This window comes from Pseudomonas sp. PDM13 (assembly GCF_025685765.1).
Lineage (GTDB): Bacteria > Pseudomonadota > Gammaproteobacteria > Pseudomonadales > Pseudomonadaceae > Metapseudomonas > Metapseudomonas solani.
Window position 1 is genome coordinate 319380 of record NZ_JAOTQU010000003.1, and the last position, 22210, is coordinate 341589.

18 protein-coding genes and 1 tRNA gene are annotated in these 22210 nt (G+C 66.5%); 14 read left to right on the forward strand and 5 right to left on the reverse strand.

Translation table 11 applies throughout. From position 1 onward, the window contains the following. Window positions 1-16: 16 nt before the first annotated feature. Complete coding sequence (gene rtcR, locus OEJ36_RS05295; protein WP_263400632.1) at window positions 17-1621, reverse strand: RNA repair transcriptional activator RtcR; 1605 nt, start codon at window positions 1619-1621, stop codon at window positions 17-19. 2 nt (window positions 1622-1623) lie between these two features. After that, complete coding sequence (locus OEJ36_RS05300; protein ID WP_263400633.1) at window positions 1624-2232, reverse strand: YiiX family permuted papain-like enzyme; 609 nt, start codon at window positions 2230-2232, stop codon at window positions 1624-1626. Window positions 2233-2551: 319 nt separating this feature from the next. Here OEJ36_RS05300 and OEJ36_RS05305 point away from each other — a divergent pair. From OEJ36_RS05305 to OEJ36_RS05355, 11 genes are all read left to right on the forward strand, one after another. Then, window positions 2552-2624 (forward strand) — tRNA-OTHER (locus OEJ36_RS05305). Window positions 2625-2975: 351 nt separating this feature from the next. Then, window positions 2976-4118, forward strand: coding sequence for a slipin family protein (locus OEJ36_RS05310; protein WP_263400634.1), 1143 nt, complete (start codon window positions 2976-2978; stop codon window positions 4116-4118). 31 nt (window positions 4119-4149) lie between these two features. Further along, a complete protein-coding gene (locus OEJ36_RS05315) occupies window positions 4150-4530 on the forward strand; it encodes a zinc-ribbon domain-containing protein (RefSeq protein WP_263400635.1) in 381 nt (126 codons plus the stop codon). Window positions 4531-4544: 14 nt separating this feature from the next. Then, complete coding sequence (locus tag OEJ36_RS05320; protein ID WP_021219394.1) at window positions 4545-5771, forward strand: RtcB family protein; 1227 nt, start codon at window positions 4545-4547, stop codon at window positions 5769-5771. Window positions 5772-5917: 146 nt separating this feature from the next. Then, the gene (locus OEJ36_RS05325; protein ID WP_263400636.1) at window positions 5918-6496 is read left to right on the forward strand and encodes a hypothetical protein; all 579 of its coding nucleotides are present in this window, start codon (window positions 5918-5920) and stop codon (window positions 6494-6496) included. 21 nt (window positions 6497-6517) lie between these two features. Then, the gene (locus OEJ36_RS05330) at window positions 6518-7315 is read left to right on the forward strand and encodes a nucleotidyltransferase domain-containing protein (protein WP_263400637.1); all 798 of its coding nucleotides are present in this window, start codon (window positions 6518-6520) and stop codon (window positions 7313-7315) included. A 29-nt stretch (window positions 7316-7344) separates the two neighbouring features. After that, window positions 7345-8262, forward strand: coding sequence for a hypothetical protein (locus OEJ36_RS05335; RefSeq protein WP_263400638.1), 918 nt, complete (start codon window positions 7345-7347; stop codon window positions 8260-8262). A gap of 49 nt (window positions 8263-8311) precedes the next feature. Further along, window positions 8312-9691, forward strand: coding sequence for a HEAT repeat domain-containing protein (locus tag OEJ36_RS05340; protein WP_263400639.1), 1380 nt, complete (start codon window positions 8312-8314; stop codon window positions 9689-9691). Between the two features lie 28 nt (window positions 9692-9719). Further along, window positions 9720-10583: a hypothetical protein gene (locus OEJ36_RS05345; RefSeq protein ID WP_263400640.1), complete on the forward strand. Its 864-nt coding sequence runs from the start codon at window positions 9720-9722 to the stop codon at window positions 10581-10583. Between the two features lie 16 nt (window positions 10584-10599). Beyond that, the gene (gene rtcA, locus OEJ36_RS05350) at window positions 10600-11625 is read left to right on the forward strand and encodes an RNA 3'-terminal phosphate cyclase (RefSeq protein WP_263400641.1); all 1026 of its coding nucleotides are present in this window, start codon (window positions 10600-10602) and stop codon (window positions 11623-11625) included. Between the two features lie 113 nt (window positions 11626-11738). Continuing rightward, window positions 11739-12110, forward strand: coding sequence for a hypothetical protein (locus tag OEJ36_RS05355; protein WP_263400642.1), 372 nt, complete (start codon window positions 11739-11741; stop codon window positions 12108-12110). Window positions 12111-12206: 96 nt separating this feature from the next. Here OEJ36_RS05355 and gdhA read toward each other — a convergent pair whose 3' ends face one another. After that, complete coding sequence (gdhA, locus tag OEJ36_RS05360) at window positions 12207-13541, reverse strand: NADP-specific glutamate dehydrogenase (RefSeq protein WP_263400643.1); 1335 nt, start codon at window positions 13539-13541, stop codon at window positions 12207-12209. Window positions 13542-13886: 345 nt separating this feature from the next. On the opposite strand from gdhA, the gene OEJ36_RS05365 reads away from it, so the two are divergent. After that, complete coding sequence (locus tag OEJ36_RS05365) at window positions 13887-14294, forward strand: hypothetical protein (RefSeq protein WP_263400644.1); 408 nt, start codon at window positions 13887-13889, stop codon at window positions 14292-14294. A gap of 84 nt (window positions 14295-14378) precedes the next feature. Here OEJ36_RS05365 and ettA read toward each other — a convergent pair whose 3' ends face one another. Next, window positions 14379-16046: an energy-dependent translational throttle protein EttA gene (gene ettA, locus OEJ36_RS05370; protein WP_263400645.1), complete on the reverse strand. Its 1668-nt coding sequence runs from the start codon at window positions 16044-16046 to the stop codon at window positions 14379-14381. Between the two features lie 285 nt (window positions 16047-16331). On the opposite strand from ettA, the gene OEJ36_RS05375 reads away from it, so the two are divergent. Further along, window positions 16332-20498: a bifunctional diguanylate cyclase/phosphodiesterase gene (locus tag OEJ36_RS05375; RefSeq protein WP_263400646.1), complete on the forward strand. Its 4167-nt coding sequence runs from the start codon at window positions 16332-16334 to the stop codon at window positions 20496-20498. 90 nt (window positions 20499-20588) lie between these two features. Here the strand turns inward: OEJ36_RS05375 and OEJ36_RS05380 are convergent, their stop codons facing one another. After that, window positions 20589-21233 carry a DUF6348 family protein gene (locus OEJ36_RS05380; RefSeq protein ID WP_263400647.1) on the reverse strand — a complete coding sequence of 215 codons (645 nt, stop codon included), beginning with the start codon at window positions 21231-21233 and terminating at the stop codon, window positions 20589-20591. Window positions 21234-21465: 232 nt separating this feature from the next. Here OEJ36_RS05380 and OEJ36_RS05385 point away from each other — a divergent pair, with 232 nt between their 5' ends. Then, window positions 21466-22152, forward strand: coding sequence for a DUF4241 domain-containing protein (locus OEJ36_RS05385; protein ID WP_263400648.1), 687 nt, complete (start codon window positions 21466-21468; stop codon window positions 22150-22152). Window positions 22153-22210: the final 58 nt, after the last annotated feature.

The window sequence follows — 22210 nt, forward strand, 5'->3', positions numbered from 1 at the left end:
GCTCACGCCACGGCCTCTACCCGGCGGCCAGGTCCTTCCACTCCAGGCCGAACCGCGCCAGGTACTTGCGCAGCCGGTCGGCATCATTGGGCTGCGCCTTGGCCTGACGCGAGACGTCATAGAGCAGCCGTCCCGCCTCGGACAGGCTGCTCGCCTCGCGGCACACCGCGACCACCGCCGCCAGCTGCAGGCGGTCGAATCGGTCCAGCTCCACCACCCGCTCGCCGAGCAGCGCCGCCAGGCCATCATCCGCCTGCCCCTGGGCGCCCCAGGCGTAGCGCAGGCGGTCGATCTCCTCCTGCACCAGCGCCTCGTCGATGCGGCCGCTGTCGGCCAGGGTCGCCATGCGCGTGATCGAGGCCGACAGCTCGCGGAAGTTGCCCGCCCAGCGCGCTTCCCCCGAACAGGCGAAGGCCAGGTAGCGGCGTCGCGCCTCGACGTTGAAACGCACCATGCGCCCCTGCTCGCGGGCGTGGCGTTCCAGTTCGAAATCGATGTTCGGCTCGATGTCCTCGCGGCGCCCGGCCAGGCCCGGCAGTTCGAAGGTCCAGAGGTTGATGCGCGCATAGAGGTCTTCACGGAACAGCCCCTCGGTCACCCGCGTGCGCAGATCGCGGTGGGTGCCGGCGATCAGCAGGAAATCGCTTTCCACCTCGCGGTCCGAGCCCATGGGGAAGAAGCGTTTCTCCTCGATGGCCTTGAGCAGCATGGCCTGCTCGTCGAGGCCCAGTTCGCCGATCTCGTCGAGGAACAGCATGCCGCCGTCCGCCGCGCGCAGCAGGCCGTCACGGGCGTTCTGCGCGCCGGTGAAGGCGCCCTTGATATGGCCGAACAGCGCCGACATCGCGCCGTCGCCGCGCAGGGTCGCGCAGTTCACCTCGACGAAGCGGCCCTTGATCTGGTGGCGCGCATCCTTCAGCTCGAAGATGCGCCGCGCCAGGAACGACTTGCCCGCCCCGGTCGGCCCCACCAGCAGCATGGGCGCGCGGGAACGCAGCGCCACCCGTTCGATCTGCTCGATGCTGCGGTTGAACGCCGCGTTGCGCGTGGCGATGCCGGATTTCAGCAGCGCCAGGCTCTCCAGCATCTCGCGCTGAAAGCGCGAGGCGATATGGTCGTAGCGCGACAGGTCGAGGTCGATCAGCGAGTGGGTGCCGATGGCGTGGCGATCCTCGTCGCGGCGGCGTGCCGGCGAGGTCTGCACCAGGCGCGCCGGCAGGTAACGCGCCTCGGTGAGCAGGAACCAGCAGATCTGCGCCACGTGGGTCCCGGTGGTGATGTGCACCAGGTAATCCTCGTGTTCGGTATCGAAGCGGTAGGCGCTGGCGAAGTCGTGCAGCGCCGCATACACCTCCTCGAAGTCCCAGGGGTTGTGCAGCGGCATCTCGTGCAGCACCACCTCGGTCTGCGGCGACACCTGCTCCACATCGCCCTTGATGCGCTGGGCCAGCCCCAGGTCGCGGGCGTCGCTGCCGTGGATCAGCTCCAGGCGGTCCAGCAGCAGGTCCGGTTGCTGGCAAAGGCCGACGCTGGGGCGCCACTTGTTCCAGCGCTCGGCGCCCTTGCCCATGCGGTCCAGGGTGGCGCCGATAAAGCCGATGGCGACGGTCTTGCGCGCCATGCTCAGTGCTCCGCCACGGTGATCAGCAGGGGCGACTCGAAGATCGCCACCGGTGATACCACGGTCTCGTCCAGCGGGATGGCCTGGCCGTAGCGCTCGCGCATCTTCGCCTTCACCACCGGCGAACTCAGGTCGAAATCGCGGATGCGTTGCAACTCGCCCAGGCGCAGGCCGAGGCTGCGCTCGTAGAGTTTCCACACCAGCTCCGAGCAATACAGGCGCTGGTCATTCCACTCGAAGGCCAGGTCATAGCGACGCCCGCGCATGCTTTCCGCCAGCTGGCGCATCTGCACCAGCACGTGAGGGGTCAGCAGCTCATCGGCACGGGCCAGCCGCTTGATCACGTAGTGCCCGCCCTCGCCCCGGGCGATCCAGTGCTGCAGCGGCACGTACTGCACCTTCGCCCCCGCCTCGAACACCTGCAGCGTCCCGTTGCGCGCCAGCACCAGCCCCATGTGGCTGTAGCGCGAGCGGGTGGCCTGCTGCACCGCCAGGCTCTGCGCCGAGCGCGACTGGTGGAAGATGATGTCGCCCTCGTGCACCTCGGGCAGCGGCACCGCCTGGGCCAGGCCGGCAAACAGGCTGAAGACGAGAAAAAGTGAAAAGCGCATTGGCATGTCCTTGTCGAGGGCGCGTCAGTGACGGCGAGTTTATCCAAAAATATAAATCCGTATATCCATGAATATGAATATCCATGACGACTGCCGCCATGAATAACCTTGGATTCAGCGCGCATAGAAATTAATTATTTATAAATCAATGATTTAAAAACTAATTCGAGCCACGAAAACGAAACTGGCACGCCGCTCGCTATATCCCTCTCGACCGCATCGCTGATGCAGCCCACGGGCAGGGATTCCAATCCCGCCGGTGCCCGAGCCCACCCCTGGTGTCGGCTTCGTGCATGCCGCTGCAGCAGCGAAGGTCGATGGCGCGGTAGCTCAGGCCGGTAGAGCACTCCCCTCCGAGGGAGCCGTCGCAGGTTCGAATCCTGCCCGCGCCGTTCGATAGCTCAGTCTGGTAGAGCAGCCATTCTCGGATGGCCTGACGCGGGTTCGAGTCCCGTTCGAACACTGCCCCTCACGGCAGCTACTCAATGGAAGCAACACCCCCGCCGGTGCGGCGAAGGGATAGGCGCAAAGCGGCCAGGATGGTCGAAACCGCCAGGGACCCGAAGCCACCGCCGGCTCGCCTGGTACGAGGAACGGGCTTGCGACACGTCAGGCGCTGGCCGAAGGAATCGGCCGAGAAGGACCGGAAGTCCACAGCGCCTGCCTCTCGCAGGCTCCCTCCTCGCCACTCGGCGGGCCGGCCAGCACCGGCACCCCGGACAAGATGAAGAAGGAAGAGACGAATGAAACTGCTGAAGCGATTCAACGTGAAGAAAAACGAACGTGGCCTGCTGTACTCCGAAGGCGACCTCCTGGCGCTCCTCGAGCCGGGCATCTATCGCCATCTGGACCTGGGCAACCGCCTGAGCGTGGAAACCTTCAGCCTGAATACCCCCCAGTTCGAGCACCGCCTGGCTGGCTACCTGCGCCAGTCCGAGCCCGAGTTGGTGGAACGCTACTTCACCCGCATGGACCTTGCCGAGAACGAAGCGGGCCTGCGTTACGAGGACGGCGTTCTGGTGGAGATCCTCGCTCCGGGTAGCCGTCGGCTGTACTGGAAGGGCCAGACCGAGCAGCGCCTGGAGCGCATCGACCTGAGCCAGGACTACCGCGTGGCAACGGCACTGCTGCAACAGCTACAGGGCAATCTGCGGGGCCGCAGCGTGATCGGCGTAGAAGCGATCCTGGTGGCACAGGTACCGGCCTACCAGGTCGGCGTGCTCAAGGTCGACGGTGCGGTGATCGAACTGCTGCCGGCGGGCCAGCATGGCTTCTGGCGCTACAACCGCCAGGTGAACGTGGAACTGATCGATATGCGCACCCAGGCACTGGAAGTCAGCGGCCAGGAGATCCTCACCCGCGACAAGGTGAGCCTGCGCCTGAACCTGGCCGCCAACTGGCGTTACAGCGATGTGCTGATGGCCTTCTCGCAGCTTTCCAAGCCGCTGGAGCACCTGTATCGCGAGCTGCAATTCGGCTTGCGGGCGGCGGTGGGAACACGCTCGCTGGACGAACTGCTGGAGAACAAGCAGGTGATCGACGAATCCGTCGGCGCCTACTTGAAGGAGCGCATGGCCGGCACCGGCATCGAAGTCAGCGGCCTGGGCGTGCGCGACATCATCCTGCCCGGCGAGATGAAGACCCTGCTGGCCCAGGTGGTGGAGGCCGAGAAGGCCGCGCAGGCCAACGTGATCCGCCGCCGCGAAGAGACCTCGGCGACTCGCTCGCTGCTGAACACGGCCAAGGTGATGGAAGACAACCCCACCGCCCTGCGCCTCAAGGAGCTGGAAACCCTGGAGCGGGTGGCTGAACGAATCGACCGCATCTCGGTATTCGGTGGCCTGGATCAGGTATTGAATGGACTGGTAACGCTGAAGCAGGCCTGAGCAAGGCCTGCCCGGCGAAGGAGAGGGTTGCGTGAAGAGCAACAAGCAACGCCGCCGGGAAATCCGCGAGGCACGTGAGCGACGCAAGGCATGGAAGGCCGAGTCGGCCAGACGGCCCACAGGCCAGAAACCGCCGCCCGGCAGCTTTCCGGTCAACCGGGCCAATCTCGCGCCCTACAACAGCTACGGCGACCCGGATTTCGTCCATCGCGGCTGGTACGAGGACCTGGATTTCAGGTGCCACGATTGCGGTATCGAGCAGACCTGGACGGCCGCCCAGCAGAAGTGGTGGTACGAGGACTGCAAAGGACAGGTGTTTTCCACGGCGACACGTTGCCGCGCCTGCCGACTGAACAAACGAATTCGCGATGGCCGGGTACAACCCGTTCCCGGCCAGGACGCAACGCAATAGAAGTGAGTAACGACATGAGCAACGAAACCTTCCAACTGCTGGAAGTCGCCAACGGCAAACCGATCAAGCTCTGGACCCAGGGCGTACCGGTGGAGGACGACGCGCGCAAGCAGCTGATGAACACCGCGCAGATGCCCTTCATCTTCAAGCACCTGGCCGTGATGCCGGACGTGCACCTGGGTAAGGGGTCGACCATCGGCAGCGTGATCCCCACCGTCGGCGCCATCATCCCGGCCGCCGTGGGCGTGGACATCGGTTGCGGAATGATCGCCGCGCGCACCTCGCTGACCGCCTCCGACCTGCCGGATAACCTGGCCGGCCTGCGAAGCGCCATCGAAAGAGCCGTGCCCCACGGGCGTAGCGTGTCCCGCGGTGGTCGAGACAAAGGCGCCTGGGAAGACGTGCCGGAACTGGCGGACCACGCCTGGTCGGCCCTGGCCGGGCGCTTCAAGGTGATCACCGACAAGTACCCGCGCCTGGAGAAGACCAACAACCGCAAGCACCTGGGAACCCTGGGAACCGGTAACCACTTCATCGAGGTCTGCCTGGACGAAGCACAGCGCGTCTGGTTCATGCTCCACAGCGGATCGCGCGGTGTAGGTAACGCCATCGGCAACCTGTTCATCGAACTGGCTCAGGCCGATATGCGCCAGCACATCGCCAACCTGCCGGACCGTGACCTGGCCTATTTCGAAGAAGGCAGCGAGCACTTCGACGACTACGTGGAAGCCGTGAGCTGGGCCCAGGATTTCGCCAAGCAGAACCGCGCGATGATGATGCATGCCGTGATAGCCGCCGCGCGCCAGGTGATCACCAAGCCCTTCGAGGCCAACCTGGAGGCAGTGAACTGCCACCACAACTACGTGCAGAAGGAGCAGCACTTCGGCCAGGAGGTCCTGGTAACCCGCAAGGGTGCGGTATCGGCACAGAAGGGCCAGCTGGGGATCATCCCGGGCTCCATGGGTGCGCGCAGCTTCATCGTGCGCGGCCTGGGTAACGAAGAAGCGTTCTGCTCCTGCAGCCACGGTGCCGGTCGCACCATGAGCCGTACCAAGGCGAAGAAACTGTTCACCGTGGAAGACCAGATCCGCGCCACCGCCCATGTGGAATGCCGCAAGGACGAAGACGTGATCGACGAAATCCCCATGGCCTACAAGGATATCGACGCCGTGATGCATGCCCAGCGCGAGCTGGTGGAAGTGGTGCACACACTGCGGCAGGTGGTGTGCGTAAAGGGGTAGCGGAAAAACTACCTGCGTTGCCATCGCTGCGTTAAAAGCAGGCTAAAAATGCTCATTTACGGCTCGTAAACTCCGCTTTTTCGCCTGCTTTTGCCTTGCGCTGGCTGCCTCGCCGACGTTTTTCAAGACACTGTGAAGAGGGAATCATGCTGCAGAAACTGGAAAGCCGGCGGGTGACGGAGCTCCAGGCCCGCCTCGACGAAGCCGGCAGCGTCTTCGACTTCGTCGTGCTGGGCCTGGATGCCACCGCCCGCCCCGGCGAGGCCGAGCACAAGGATGCGCTGCGGGTGCTGTTCGAAGGCATTCGCGAACGCTCCCAGGCATGGCGCCGCAAGCTGCTGGAAGAACACCCGCAGTACGCCAATAAACCCTGGCCGGAGCTGATCCCCGACCTGGATCGGGCCCGCCCGCAGGCCCTGGATACCGAGCGCATCGAGGACCTGGCGCGGGACGATGGGCCGCTGTACCGGGCCCTGGTCGGCCCGCCCTATGGCAGCACGCTGCAGGTGGAGGACTTCCGCGAATGGCGCGAGGTCCTGCGGCTGCATGCAGGCGAAGGGCTGCAGGTGCTGGACTGGGTCGGCAACGCCGACGACGAACCCCAGCGCAGCGCCTGGAGCAGCTACTTCGATGACGGCAAGGAATGGTGGGGCATCTGGTGCCTCACCCTGTACAACCCGAGACGACGAACACTCAGCGCGCTGGCCGCCAGCGCCACCGATTGAAGCAGTAAAGGAACCAACGAAATGACCAGCGACCACCGCCATCCCCTCCCCGCCGCCATGCGCGGGCGGGTGCTGGAGGAACTGCACCGGGTCGAACGCGAGCGCAACGTCACCGTGCTCTACGCCTGCGAATCCGGCAGCCGCGCCTGGGGCTTCGCCTCCAGCGACAGCGACTACGACGTGCGCTTCGTCTACGTCGAGCAACCCGACTGGTACCTGCAGGTGCGTGAGCCGCGCGACGTGATCGAGCGCCCGCTGGACGACGAGCTGGACGTCAGCGGCTGGGAACTGCGCAAGGCCCTGCGCCTGCTGCGCAACTCCAACCCCACGTTGCTGGAATGGCTCGACTCGCCTCTGGTGTACCGCCAGGACGAGACCGCCAGCGCACGCCTGCGTGAACTGGCCGAAGCCTTCTGGTCGCCCCGCGCCGTGCGTCACCATTACCTGTCCATGGCCAAGAAGAACTTCCGGGGCTACCTGCAAGACGAGACCGTGCGTTTCAAGAAGTACCTCTACGTCCTGCGCCCGCTCCTGGCGGTACGCTGGCTCGACCAGGGCCGCGGCCGCCCGCCGATGCCCTTCGAGGACCTGCTGGTGACCCTGGACGACGCTGCGCTGTTGGAGGAAACACACGCGCTGCTGCAGCTCAAGCGTGCGGGTACCGAGGCCACCTACGGCCCTCGCCGCGAGGTGTTGCACGCCTTCATCGAAGCCCAGCTGGCCTGCGCCGGTGAAGCGCCGCAGCTGCCACGGGGCGAGGGCGATGACGCACTGCTGGATGAATTCATGCGCCACTGCGTGCGGACCCACGCCGCCTGACGCCAACGAGTAAAGGGAGAACACGGGAAATGGATTTCAAACTGCTTATCACCCTGCCGGCGCTCCTCGGCCTGGCCAGCGGCCTGGCCGCCCAGGAGCGCCAGCGGCTGGAAACCGTCGCCCTGGACGCAACAACGGCCTTCGAACTGTCGCTGCCCGCCTGCAACCAGGCGCCCTGCCCCTTCGAGCTGCGCCTGTTGCGTGGCGGCCAGCCGGTCGGCGCCCCGGCGGCGCTGGCCTGGTCGGCGACGGCTGCACCGGCCCAGCCAGCAGAGCCCGATCCCCTGTACGGCACCGGTACGCCCCTGGCGAGCGCTTCGGCCCAACCCGGGGTGTGGATAACCGGTGAGGAGGAAGGGCAGGTCAGCGCCTCCGCCCGCCCGCTGCCGCTGGCGGGTGGCGCGCAGGCGCTGCTGGTCACCCAGATGGCCGGCTTCGAACACCCCAAGCGCCGCCACGCCCTCTACCTGGCAACGGCCCAGGGCCCGCGCCTGGCCTGGTCCCACGACGAAGCCCCGGGGCCCAACCAGAGCTGGGTGCTGGCCGCCACCGGTGAGAATCCGGTGCTGCTGGTGCGCTACCACGCCCTGGAGGACAACGCGCCGGACCGCCTGGAAACCCGCAACCTGAAGTGGAATGGCGACCACTCGGCCCTGGCCGAAGCCGCCACTCCGCCACCAGCGTCGCGGCTCGCGGTGATCGCCGAGCGCCACGCCAGCATCACCGCCGCCCATGCCTCCCGCACCCGGCAACCCGAGTGCCTGGGGTCCTATGCGGTCATCGACACCGGCACCCCGGGCGCTAACCGCTACGCCCTGACGCAGGTGGCGGAAAGCGCCTCCCAGGCCCGAGCGGAAACCACCCGCCTGCGCCACTGCGCAGCGACCCTGCGCCCGCAGACCGTGCCACTGGCACCGCTATTGAATACACCCGCACCGATGCCCTAAGCCGGCGGGACAGGGATGGGGCCAGATCCCCCGTCCAAGGAGAGCTCCAATGAACACAATGCAATGGCTCGCCCATTGGCGGGACCAGCTACGCGTGAAACAGGCTGCCGGCGAATACACCGACTGGCTGCGATACCGGCTGGACGAAGCCGAAACCGCCCTGGCCAACGGCGCCCCCCTCAGCGCCCGCGAGCTGCCCCGGCAGCACAACGGTTTCATCCGCGAGGGCGTGCTGCGCCGATACCTCGAACGGGGCGACGAATCCGCTTTGGCCTATTGCCTCATCTGCCTGAACGACTCGGTGGCGAGCCTGCGCGAGCTGGCACGTGGCGCCCTGGAACAGCGCCTGGTTGCGGCATCTGCCGAGAGCCTGCTGGCCAACCTCGACCTGCTGCTGGACCTGCAGCGCAAGATGCGCGCCGACCACAGCGTGGCCCTGGCCAGCATCCAGGAGCGCCTGCGAGAGCCCACGCTGCGACCGACCTTGCTTCAGGCGCTGCCAGGCCTGAGCGGGCGGGAAGCACGCTTCGTCTTCAGCACCTTGATGGCGGAGGGCAACCTCGACGCCGAACTGCTCGGGACCGCCCTGGTACACCCCGATCCAACCCTGCGCACCCAGGCCATGGACGCGCTAGGCAAGGCGCCGGCCGACCTGGCCGGGCCGCTCTGGCGCCGAGCCTTGATGGACCGCAGCGGCCGCCTGCGCGCCAAGGCCCTGTATGCGCTGCTCAAGGGCGAACCCGACACAGCAGAACTGCACAGCTGGCTGGAAACGGCCCTGCTGGACAGCTCGCCCGCCGTTCGCGACCTGGCTCGCTGGGCTGCACCTCGCCATGGCGTCGACGCCCCGGCCGTGGTGCGACGTGCCCTGGAACAGCTGCCGGAGGACAGGGCGCACTGGCACGGCGTGCTCGGCCAGGCCGCTGAACTGCGTATGGAGGAAGCCGTTCCGCTGGCTCACCAGGCGCTCGCCGCGCCACTGCCCTCCGTACGCCGCAAGGGCCTACAGGTGCTGATGGAGCTCGCCCCTGAACAGGCAAGCGAGGCGAGCCTCGTCCTGCTGGACGACGCCGCACCGGGCGTGATCGTGGCGGCACTCCTGGCCTTGAAGCGCCTGCACCACCCGGCATTCGAGCCGGCACTGCAGGCAGAGATCGCCCGTCGTGCCGTGGAGGACATACCGGGCAGCCTGCGCCTCATCCTGATGCGGCCCGCCGGCGCCCAATGGGAAAGCCTGCTGGATGGCCTGTGCAACGCTCCTGAAGCCCAGCGCGAGCTCTGGCTACAGGCGTTCCAGTCCTGGCGTCAGCGCTGGCGACCGAACAGATACTGGGCGTCTGCCGCGCAACTCAAGGCCCGCCTGGAAGGCCTGCGCGACAGGCAACTGATACCCGAAGAAGAACTGGCGGCCCTGATACGGGCCCTGTAACGAACACCGACAAGGATGGCCAGACCCCATGACCTGCAAGACCAAGGGCCCGGCAAGGACACCCGCCAAATGCAGCCTGAAAGCCTGGTTCGCCCACAGCGCGCCGGTGGCGGTACTGCTGCGCCGTGGTCCCAGCGAATGGGTACGGATGATCCGCTGGGACCTGAGGGATGACAGCTTCGCCCTCGGCCAGTGGTTTCACGGAAAAATCGCAGCCGAGCAATGTGATCTCTCGGACGACGGCGAACTCTTCCTTTATCTCGCACGGCGCGAGGGGCGGCGTTACTGGCCAGAAGACATTGGCCCCGCGTGGACGGCCGTCAGCCGGCCGCCCCACTTCTCCGCACTGGCGCTGTGGGCCCACCCTGGCTATGAAGGCGGCGGGTTGTTCAAAGGATCGAGGCATCTGCTGCTGAACATCGCCCGCCCCTGCGAGCGACGCGCGAACGCCGAATTGCCGTTGCAGGTGGAGACGAGCGGGCGATTCTCCAGCTGGTTTCAGGCCTGCCTGCACAACGGTTGGCAAGCACCCGATCTACCAGACGGAGCCGAATCCAATTACCACTGGCAGATGCGCACACGCCTGATCAAACGCCAGGGCGAGCTCATGCTGACCTGGCAGAAACATCAAGCCCATCGATATCAATGGCGCAACCATTTCACCCTGTGGAGAAGCGGTGAGCCCACCGCGATCGGAGAGGCCGACTTCGTCGACTTCGACTGCAACGGTCGCCTGGTGATGGGACGGCAAGGCCAGGTGCTGGCATGCCAACGACCAGAAGAAAACCTCGAATGGGTATGCCTGGCGGACTTCTCCAGCCAGCAGCCGGAACCGATGGAACCCAATGAATCGGCCATGACCTGGCCAGCCGCCCCAAGCGGAAGCAATTGATCGGAACACTGAAGACATGAACAAGGATTTTCTCGAACTCGACGGCGCCATCGGTGGCGGCCAGATACTGCGCAGCGCGCTGAGCCTGTCGATGATCAGCGGGCGCCCGTTCCGCATCCGCAATATCCGTGCGAAGCGCAGCCGGCCGGGCCTGCTGCGCCAGCACCTGACGGCGGTGCTGGCGGCGGCGCAGGTGTCCGGGGCAGTGGTCGAGGGCACTGAGCTGGGCTCGCAGACGCTGTGCTTCACGCCGGGGCCGATACGCGGCGGCAACTACCGTTTCGCCATCGGCAGCGGGGGCAGCTGCACCCTGGTGCTGCAGACCTTGCTGCCGGCGCTGCTGTTCGCCGACGGGCCGAGCACCCTGGAAGTCAGCGGCGGCACCCACAACCCGCTGGCGCCGCCGGTGGACTTTCTCCAGTGCGCCTGGCTGCCGCTGTTGCGCCGCATGGGCGCCGAGGTGGAGCTGGAGCTGCTGCGCCACGGCTTCATGATGGCCGGTGGCGGCGTGGTGCGGTTGCGCATGGCACCCGGCGAACTGCAGCCGCTGCACCTGGAAGCACCGGGCGCGGTGTCGAAGCGCCAGGCACGCGCCCTGGTTGCCGGGGTTCCCGGCCATGTCGGCGAGCGCGAGCTGCAACGGGTGGGCAAGCGCCTGGGCTGGAGTGACAACGAGCTGCACCTGCAGTTCATCGACAATGACCAGGGGCCGGGCAATTCCCTGCTGCTGGAGATCGGCTGCGCGACCCTGACCGAGGTGTTCAGCGCCTTCGGCCAGCCCCGCCTGGGCGCGGAGCGGGTCGCCGATCTGGCGGTGGACGAGGCCCGCGCCTGGCTGGCTTCCGGCACCGCGGTGGGCGAGCACCTGTCGGACCAGTTGCTGCTGCCCATGGCCCTGGCCGGCGGCGGCAGCTTCAGCACCCTGGTGCTCAGCGACCACTTGGTGAGCAATATCGACGTGATCCAGCAATTCCTGCCCGTCCGCTGTCAGATACAGAGTAAGCGGCAGGATTTCCACGACATCGCCATCACGGCGGTTTGACGAAACCACGACATCCTCCCGCCGATACTTGCGCCAGGCCGCCCCTCCCGGGGTGGCCGCCGCAATGAAATCAGCGCATGTACGCCCGGGTAACGGGCGTACGGGAGTCGAACATGGCGTCATTCCGCGCCACCCTTGCCATCCCCCTTATCCTCGGCTGCGCCCTGCTGGCCGGCTGCGAGAGCACCCACCAATACCTGATCGCCGAAGGCTACCCACCCGCCTTCGCCGACGGCTTCCGCGACGGCTGCAGCAGTGGCCGCCAGGCGGCCGGCGTGATCACCGGCGCCTTCCGCAAGGACGTGCCGCGCTACCTCAAGGAGCGCACCTACGCCGAAGGCTGGGGCGACGGTTTCGAGCAGTGCAAGGAGCAGGTGCGCAGCGAAGAGCTGCGGGAGTTCCACGAGCAGATATCCAAGGATCGCGACGAGGACTGGGAGCGTGACAAGCGCCGCGCCATGGACCGCGCCCTGACCGGCCATTGAGCGGCCGGGCACAACCGCCGCGCAAACGAAAAGGGCAGCCATTCGGCTGCCCTTTTCTTCGCGGATGCATCCGCTCCCACCAGGGGATGTCGCGACTCAGACCACGCCTTGCGCCAGCATGGCGTCGGCCACCTTGACGAAGCCGGCGATGTTGGCGCCCTTCACGTAGTTGATCCGACCGTTTTCTTCGCCGTGGGCGACGCAGGCATGGTGGATGTTCTGCATGATGCCGTGCAGGCGCTGGTCCACCTCTCCGGCGCTCCAGTGCAGGCGCATGGCGTTCTGGCTCATCTCCAGGCCGCTGGTGGCGACGCCGCCGGCGTTGGAGGCCTTGCCCGGGGCGTAGAGGATGCCGGCCTCGATGAAGATATCCACAGCCTCCAGGGTCGAGGGCATGTTGGCGCCTTCGGCGACGCAGATGCAGCCGTTGGCCAGCAGGGTGCGGGCGTCGTTGGCGTCCAGCTCGTTCTGGGTCGCGCAGGGCAGCGCGATGTCGCAGGCCAGGCTCCAGGGGCGCTGGCCGGCGAGGAAGCGCAGGCCGGGCGCCTGCAGCTCGCTGAGGCGGCCACGGCGCACGTTCTTCAGCTCCATCACCGCTTCCCACTGCTCCTGGGTCAGGCCGCCCTCGGCGAACAGGGTGCCTTCGGAATCGGACAGCGAGATCACCTTGCCGCCCAGCTCCATGACCTTCTGCGCCGCGTACTGGGCGACGTTGCCGGAGCCGGAGATGGCCACGCGCTGGCCGTCGAAGCCGCTCTCGCGACCCTTGAGCATTTCCTGGGCGAAGTACACGCAGCCGTAACCGGTGGCTTCCGGGCGGATCAGGCTGCCGCCGTAGGACAGGCCCTTGCCGGTGAGCACCGAAGTGAACTCGTTGGACAGGCGCTTGTACTGGCCGAACAGGAAGCCGATCTCGCGGGCACCCACGCCGATGTCACCGGCGGGCACGTCGAGGTCGGCGCCGATGTGGCGGTACAGCTCGCTCATGAACGACTGGCAGAAGCGCATGACTTCGGCATCGCTCTTGCCCTTGGGGTCGAAGTCCGAGCCGCCCTTGCCGCCACCCATGGGCAGCGAGGTCAGGGAGTTCTTGAACACCTGCTCGAAGGCCAGGAACTTGAGCACGCCGAGGTTCACCGAGGGGTGGAAACGCAGGCCGCCCTTGTACGGGCCGATGGCGCTGCTCATCTGCACGCGGTAGCCACGGTTGACACGCACGCGACCGGCGTCATCGACCCAGGGCACGCGGAACAGGATGGCGCGCTCGGGCTCCACCAGGCGTTCGAGGATGCCGGCCTGCAGGTAATGCGGGTTGGCTTCGAGGAAGGGCCACAGGCTGCGCAGCACCTCTTCCACGGCCTGGTGGAATTCGGGCTGGTCGGGGTCACGCCGTTTCAGGCGGGCAAGATAGTTGTCGACGGATTCGGTCATGGCGTCCTGGCCTGCTCGTTCTGATCAAAAGGGCGCTGACTCTAACAAGGAAAACGCGCCCTACAGAAGTGCAAAATGACGCCTTATTGAATCTTTTTGGTGCAAATCTATAAAAGACGCCGTAATCGAAGGGAATAAAACCCTCTGAAACGGGGGTTTCGTCGTGCCAAGCCTGCACCTTGTCGGAGCAATTCAGGCTCTCAAATAGCGCATGCGCGCGAGCACTGAGCGAGTGGGGCGCTACCGCCCGGCCTTTGTATCCACGCATTTCCACGGGAGAACCCGGCACCTTCGCGACAGTCATAGCGATGTGCCATTTCGGCACTCACTCCCAGGAGTCCATCCATGTACCGCTCGCGCATGCGTCCTTCTCTCCTCGCCGCCACCACGGTCACCGCCCTGCTGCTCGCCGGAATCGGCCAGGCCCGAGCAGGTGTCGAGATGGCAGGCTCGGCCAGCAGCTATGACAACCTCGCCGCCGTGGACAGCACCTCCCAAGGTGGCCAACTGACGGAGAGCAACATCAGCGTCGGCGATCTCAAGGAGATGCAGAAGCACATCAACAAGCTGAATCAGCTGAGCAGCGATCAGGCCGACACCATCAGCGCCCTGAGGCGCCAGGTGGACGACCTCAAGCGCGACAGCGGCTCGGCCAACGACATCTCCGGCATCAAGCGCGGGCTGGATGAGCAGGCACGCAAGACCGACCAGCTGCAACGCAGCCTGGACGACCTGGCCCGCAAGGTGAAGTAAGCCGGGAGCGGAAACGAAAACGGAGCCTTTCGGCTCCGTTTTCTTGTGCGGCCCACCCGGCATCAACCGGGGGATGACCTCAGGTCACTGGGCCAGCTTCTTGTGACGCACACGGTGCGGCTGGGCAGCGGCATCGCCCAGGCGTTTCTTGCGGTCGGCTTCGTACTCGGTGTAGTTGCCCTCGAAGAACACCGCTTGCGAGTCGTCTTCGTACGCCAGGATGTGGGTGGCGACGCGGTCCAGGAACCAACGATCGTGGGAAATCACGATGGCGGCGCCGGGGAAGTCCAGCAGGGCTTCTTCCAGGGAGCGCAGGGTTTCGACGTCGAGGTCGTTGGACGGTTCGTCGAGCAGGAGGACGTTGCCACCCTCCTTCAGGGTCAGGGCCAGGTGCAGGCGGCCACGCTCACCACCGGACAGGTCCTTGACGAACTTCTGCTGGTCGCCGCCCTTGAAGTTGAAGCGACCAACGTAGGTGCGCGACGGGATCTCGTAGTTGCCGATGCGGATCTGGTCGGAGCCGTCGGAAATCTGCTGGAACACGGTCTTGCTGCCATCGAGGTCGTCGCGGCTCTGGTCCACGCAGGCCAGTTGCACGGTCTCACCGATCTCGATGCTGCCCGAGTCCGGCTGCTCCTTGCCCATGAGCATGCGGAACAGGGTCGACTTACCGGCGCCGTTACCGCCGATCACGCCGACGATGGCGCCCTTGGGCATGGAGAACGACAGGTTGTCGATCAGCACGCGGTCGCCGTAGCCCTTGGTGACGTTCTTGAACTCGATGACCTTGTCGCCCAGGCGCGGACCGGCCGGGATATAGATCTCGTTGGTCTCGCTGCGCTTCTGGAATTCCTGGGACTGCATTTCCTCGAAGCGCTGCAGGCGGGCCTTGGATTTCGACTGGCGGGCCTTGGCGCCTTTGCGCACCCACTCCAGCTCTTCCTTCATGGCCTTCTCGTGGGCCGACTGCTGCTTGGATTCCTGGGCCAGGCGGGCCGACTTGGTCTCCAGCCAACCGGAGTAGTTGCCCTCGTAGGGGATGCCCGCACCACGGTCGAGCTCGAGAATCCAGCCGGCGACGTTATCCAGGAAGTAACGGTCGTGGGTAATGGCTACCACGGTGCCCGGGAAGTCGTGGAGGAAGTGCTCCAGCCAGGCGACGGAGTCGGCGTCCAGGTGGTTGGTCGGTTCGTCCAGCAGCAGCATGTCGGGGGCGGACAGCAGCAGGCGGCACAGGGCCACGCGGCGCTTCTCACCACCGGACAGGTGCTCGACACGGGCGTCCCAGGCCGGCAGGCGCAGCGCATCGGCGGCGACTTCCAGCTGGCGCTCCAGGTTGTGGCCATCGCTGGCCTGGAGGATGGCTTCGAGCTTGGCCTGTTCGGCGGCCAGTTTGTCGAAGTCGGCGTCCGGGTCGGCATAGGCGGCGTAGACCTCGTCCAGGCGTGCCTGGGCGTCTTTCACCACGCTGACCGCTTCCTCGACCACTTCGCGCACGCTCTTGGTCGGGTCCAGCTGCGGCTCCTGGGGCAGGTAGCCGATGTTCAGCTCGGGCATCGGGCGCGCTTCGCCGTCGAACTCGGTGTCCACGCCGGCCATGATCTTCAGCAGAGTCGATTTACCCGAGCCGTTGAGGCCCAGCACACCGATCTTGGCGCCGGGGAAGAACGACAGGGAGATGTTTTTAAGGATTTCCCGCTTCGGCGGAACAACCTTGCTCAGCCGATGCATGGTGAAGACGTATTGAGCCATGGGTGACCTTGGTTCTGTGATCAGGGGTATAGAGCGGGGCGCAGGCGCTCCCGCGCGCGTGCGGCAAAGCTACCGGAATGGGCGAAACAGGGCAAACGACGCTCGTCGGCCATGCTGGCACTTCGCCTCACTTCAAGGCATGCTAGCCGGCTTGCATCAGCCGGACTACAGTCAGTCGGCAAGCACCACCCTGCCTTTTTCGTCGTCACCGCAGGATTTCGCCCAGTGCCCAAGCTTCGCCCTTCCACTACCCCGCGTGCGCCCGGAGAGCCGTACGGCCCGCCGATGCATCGCTCGGTGAAGGGCCTGCTCGTGATCCTCGTGCTGTCGATGCTCGGCCTGCTCCTCTGGCAGCTGCAGCAGGAATACCACCAGCTCCAGGACAGCCAGCGGCAACGCAGCCAGGAGCTGGCGCGGGAGCTGTCCAGCCACCTGGAAGGCAGCATGGAGTTCAAGGCCCAGGCCGGCCTCGCCTTCCTCTCCCAGAGCGCCCGCCAGCCGTCCAGCCACCCCGAGCTGATGGACAACCTGCGGCGCATCTACCCGTCCATGCGCAGCATCGCCTGGCTCACCCCCCGTGGCGGCATCGCCGCCGACAGCGCGGAAGGCGCCGACGACGCCCTGTTCGTTGCCAGCCTCTACCAGCGCTCCGCCAACCAGCCCGTGCACTTCGCCTTCAGCGCCCAGGCCGGCGGCCAGCTGTACCTGATCCTGCGGGACGTGCAGGCCGGCAACGCCTGGCTGCTGCGCCTGGCGCCGCGTGCGCTGCACAACTGGATCCGCGAGCAGGAGCGCGCCCAGTCCGGCTGGCTGCTGGAGGACCGTTTCAGTGCTCGCGTGCTGATGCACAGCGGCAAGCTCGACAAGGACAGCCCCATCGTCATGCCGGTGACCGCCGAGGAAGAGTCGCAGACGCTGTTCCTCGCCCCCCTCGCCCACAGTGACTGGCAGCTGCGCGCGCTCTACGACGAACGCCAGGTGCAGGCCCAGTTGCTGCCCGGCCTCATCGGCCGCCTCGCACTGTTCCTGATCTGCGCCACCCTGGCCACCATCGCCCTGGTCGTCCTGCAGCGCGAACAGCGCAACCTGCGCGAGATCAACGACGCCTCGCGGCGCTCCCTGCGCCAGGCGGCCAGCGCCCTGGGGGTGATCGAAGAGCGCGTGGTGGTGACCTGGACCGACGGCGTGGTGTGCTACCTCAACGCCCGCGCCGAGGCGTTGTTCGGCATGAGCAGCGAAGAATCCCAGGAGTACCACCTGCTGGCCCTGCTGCCGGGGCTGGACCCGCTGCTGCTGCACGCCACCACCTTCCCCAACGACCTCGGCCCGGATCTGGTGCCCGCCGGCGTGGATGGCGAGCAGCGCCTGTTCGCCGTGACCCGCAGCGACCTCAACGATGGTGCCAAGCTGATCGGCTACGTCTGGGTGCTGCGCGACGTCACCGAAGAGCAGCAGGCCCTGCGCGTGCTGCAGGAAACCCGCCGGCGCTACCAGGACATCTTCGAAGGCACCGGTGTCGCGCTCTGCGTGCTGGACCTTTCCAGCCTGCGCGAATACCTGTTCCAGCTGGGCCTGCGCGACACCCAGGCCCTCGGCCAGTGGATCACCGCGCACCCCGAGCAGCACATGGAGCTGCAGCAGCGCCTGCGCATCACCGAGGTCAACCAGTTCGCCCTGCGCCTGCTCGGCGTCGCCAGCACCGAGCAGGCCTGGCAGCAGCTGGTCGGCCATGGCCCGCTGCGCGACGGCGGCATCCGCGCCCAGCTGATCGGCGCCGTGCTCGGCAGCCAATCGCAGATCGAGCTGGAAACCCGCATCGTCACGCCCCAAGGCACCGAGCGCCATCTGTGGGTGGTGCTGCGCCTGCCGGAGATGATCCAGGACCTGCACGCCGTCACCCTGAGCATCAGCGACATCACCAGCCGCAAGCGCATCGAGCTGTCGCTGATCGAGCGCGAGCGCTTCTGGTCCGACGTGGTGCTGGCCGTGCCGGACACCCTCTACGTGCACGACATCGGCAACCGCAAGGTCATGCTCAGCAACAACCGCCTCGGCCAGCAGCTCGGCTACAGCCGCAGCGAGCTCAAGGAGATGGGTGAGCGCTTCTGGGAACAGGTGCTGCACCCGGACGACGAGGAACAGTACTGGCGCATGCGCAACCTGCAGCAGGTGGTCGGCGACGGCCTGCTGCTGCAATGCCAGCTGCGCTGGCGCCACCGCGACGGCAACTGGCACTGGTTCGACATCCGCGAGCAATCACTGACCCGCGACGACAAGGGCCGGGTCAGCCGCCTGATAGGCGTCGCCAAGGACATCACCGAGCAGATCGAAGCCAGCGAACTGATGCGCGACAGCGAGCGGCGCTACCGCCTGCTGGCCGAAAGCATCAGCGACGTGATCTTCACCAGCGACCGCCAGCTGCAGCTCAACTACGTCAGCCCCTCGGTGCAGCCGGTGCTCGGTCTCAGCGCCGAATCGGTGGTCGCCAACGGCTTCAACACCGCGGTCGCCGACCCACGGCAGATGGCCCCGCTCTACGTGCTGCTGGACCAGGTCAGCAACGCCCTGGGCAACCCCCAGCGCCTGGCCGAACTGCGCGCCCGCCTGCCGGCCCAGCTGTTCCTCTTCGACTGCCTGCGCGCCGACGGCCGCAAGATCCCCGTGGAACTGCGCATCATGCTGATGTGGGACGAACACGGGCAGTTCGAAGGGCTGCTCGGCGTCGGCCGCGACATCAGCCAGCAGCGCCGCGCCGAGAAGGACCTGCGCATGGCGGCGACGGTGTTCGAGCACTCCACCTCGGCCATCCTGGTCACCGACCCGGCGGGCTACATCGTCCAGGTCAACGAAGCCTTCAGCCGCATCACCGGCTATTCCTCCGCCGAAGTGCTCGACCAGCTGCCCTCGGTGCTCACCGCCGACCGCCAGCAGGCCACCCAGCTCAACTACATCCTCGGCCAGCTCAACCAGCGCGGTAGCTGGGAGGGCGAGGTCTGGCTCAAGCGCCGCCAGGGCGACGCCTATCCCTCGTGGATCGGCATCACCGCGGTGCACGACGAAGAAGGCGACCTGGTCAGCTACGTGTGCTTCTTCAGCGACATCAGCGAGCGCAAGGCCAGCGAACAGCGCATCCACCGCCTGGCCTACTACGACGCCCTCACCCACCTGCCCAACCGCACCCTGTTCCAGGACCGCCTGCACACCGCGCTGCAGCACGCCGAGCGGCACCAGGAGTGGGTGGTGCTGATGTTCCTCGACCTCGACCGCTTCAAGCCGATCAACGACTCCCTCGGCCATGCCGCCGGCGACCGCATGCTCAAGGACGTGGCCATCCGCCTGGCCGCCTGCGTCGACGACGACGACACCGTGGCGCGCATGGGCGGCGACGAGTTCACCCTGCTGCTGCAACCCCGCGCCACCCGTGAAGGCGCGCTGAACCGCGCCATCAGCGTGGCCGAACAGATACTCGCCAGCCTGGCCCGGCCCTTCGTGCTGGAAGGCCGCGAGTTCTTCGTCACCGCCAGCATCGGCATCGCCCTCAGCCCCCAGGACGGCCGCGAGCTGAGCCAACTGATGAAGAACGCCGACACCGCGATGTACCACGCCAAGGAACGCGGCAAGAACAACTTCCAGTTCTACCAGGCCGAAATGAACGCCCGCGCCCTGGAGCGCCTGGAGCTGGAAGGCGACCTGCGCCACGCCCTGGAGCAGCGCGAGTTCATCCTCTATTACCAGCCGCAGTTCTCCGGCGACGGCAAGCGCCTCACCGGCGTCGAGGCGCTGCTGCGCTGGCAGCACCCCAAGCGCGGCCTGGTGCCGCCCAACGACTTCATCCCGGTGCTCGAAGAGCTCGGCCTGGTGGTGGACGTCGGCGACTGGGTGGTGCGCGAGGCCTGCCGCCAGCTCAAGCACTGGCACCAGCAGAAGATGCGCCTGCCGAAGATCTCGGTGAACATCTCCGCCCGCCAGTTCGCCGACGGCCAGTTGGTGGAACGCATCTCCGGAATCCTCGCCGAAAGCAGCCTGCCGCCGGCCTGCCTGGAGCTGGAGCTGACCGAATCCATCCTCATGCGCGATGTCAGCGAAGCGATGCAGATTCTCGCCAGCCTCAAGCGCCTGGGCCTGTGCATCGCGGTGGACGACTTCGGCACCGGCTACTCCTCGCTCAACTACCTCAAGCAGTTCCCCATCGATGTGCTGAAGATCGACCGCAGCTTCGTCGACGGCCTGCCCGACGGCGAACGCGATGCGCAGATCGCCCGCGCCATCATCGCCATGTCCCACAGCCTCAACCTCGCGGTGATCGCCGAAGGCGTGGAGACCCACGCGCAGCTGGACTTCCTCCGCGAACACGGCTGCGACGAAGTGCAGGGCTACCTCTTCGGCCGCCCCATGAGCCCCGAGCAGTTCGAGGCCCAGTTCGGCGGCGCTGCGCTGTTCATGCTCAGCTGAGCACCTCGAACCACCAGGCCGGCCCCAAGCAGGAGCCCCGCTAAATGCGGGGCTCTTGCGTTGCAGCGGGACCGTTCCGGGCAGACACCGTCAGTCGGGGATCGGCTTGACCACCAGGAAGTGCCGCACGCTGTAGTACGCCTGCGAATCCTGCCAGCCGAGGCGCGAGAGGCTGTCCATGCCGGCCTGCCAGGCGTCGTTGTCGAACAGCGCCTCCACCGTGCGCTGGTTGCTGAAGGCGCAGAAGAAGTGGCGGAACCAGTGGATGCGCGCGTCCAGCGGTTGGGCGCGGATCTGCGCCTCGATGCTGGGGAACAGCTCGGCGGGCAGCTCCGGCACCTTGCCATCGGCGCCCCGCAGGCCGAGGTTGCCCAGGTGCGCCTCGAAGCGCTGCTCGCCCACCTGCCAGGTCTCCACCATCACCTGCTCCTCGTCGACATGGCCCCACAACGCCGAGAGCAACACGTGGAAGCTGTTGCGACAGAAGTTCTGCCAGGCGTCCTGCAAACCCGACTCGCCCTCGCCCAGGCCGACGAAGGCTTCCTGGAACTGGCGGTTGTCGTCTTCCAGCAGCACATCCACGTTCAGCCGTCCGGTCTGCTCGCCGGGGTACCAGCTGGCGCGGATGGCCGGCAGCCGACCACCGGGGGCGACCCAGTCGCCGTGCACGACGAACTCGACGCCATGGGACTCAAACAGTGCAGCCAGGCGCTGCGTAACGAATACCAGTTCCATCTTCGATCCTTGTGCAATAAGGCACGCCCGAGGCGGCATGGACGGGGCCCGGGGATGCCAGGCCGAAACGGCGCGTAGATTACCGCGCTTGAGCGGTCGAAGCGGCAAGCCCGTCGAGCAGGACGCACTCGCCTGGCTGCGCCGCAGGTATTCTGCGCACCAGTCCGCACACCCGGGCGCCAGGGCGTGGGATCTTCTCCACCGCTGCCGCACAGATGGAGAACCACCGACCATGAAACGACACTTCGCCGGGCTCGCCCTGCTGGCCCTGCCAGCGCTCCACGCCGAGGCCGCCGCCCCGAAGGACCACCCGCTCTTCGATGCCGCCTTCACCGAGGGCTACCAGGTGCAGGTGGAGGGCCAGGACTACCGCCTCCATACACAGGCCATCGGCGAGCTGGAGCTGCCCACCGGGCAACTGGTGGCCTGCGACCCGCTGGTGAGTTGCGACGGCCCCTTCACCCAAGCCGTGCCCAAGGGCCGCTATCCGTTGCAGCTGGCCATCGCGCGGATCGGCGATGACGAGCGCGTGGCCTTCGCCCGCATCGTCTTCGCCCCCGGCCCGGCGACCCGCTGGGAGATGGCCCTGGTGAAAGGCCAGGACCCGAACACCCTGGGCCCGGACGAGTTCTTCGGCTACGGGGTGGACAGCGGCGCCGGCGGCTTCATGGACGCCGCCGCCCTGCGCAGCTACGAGGCCCGCCGAGACCAGGAAGGCGAGGCTTTCGACGAGCGCCTGTTCGCCGAACTGGACAAGACCTACCAGCACACCCGCAGCTGGTACCTGCTGCCGACCGACGCCGGCAATGTGGCGTTCTTCTCCAGCGGCTACGGCGACGGCGCCTACCCCAGCTACTTCGGCTACGACGCCAACGGCCGGCTGGTGGCGGTGGTGACCGATTTTCTGTTGTTGCGCTGACAACAAGCTGCAAGCTGCAAGCTGCAAGCTGCAAGCTGCAAGCTGCAAGCTGCAAGCT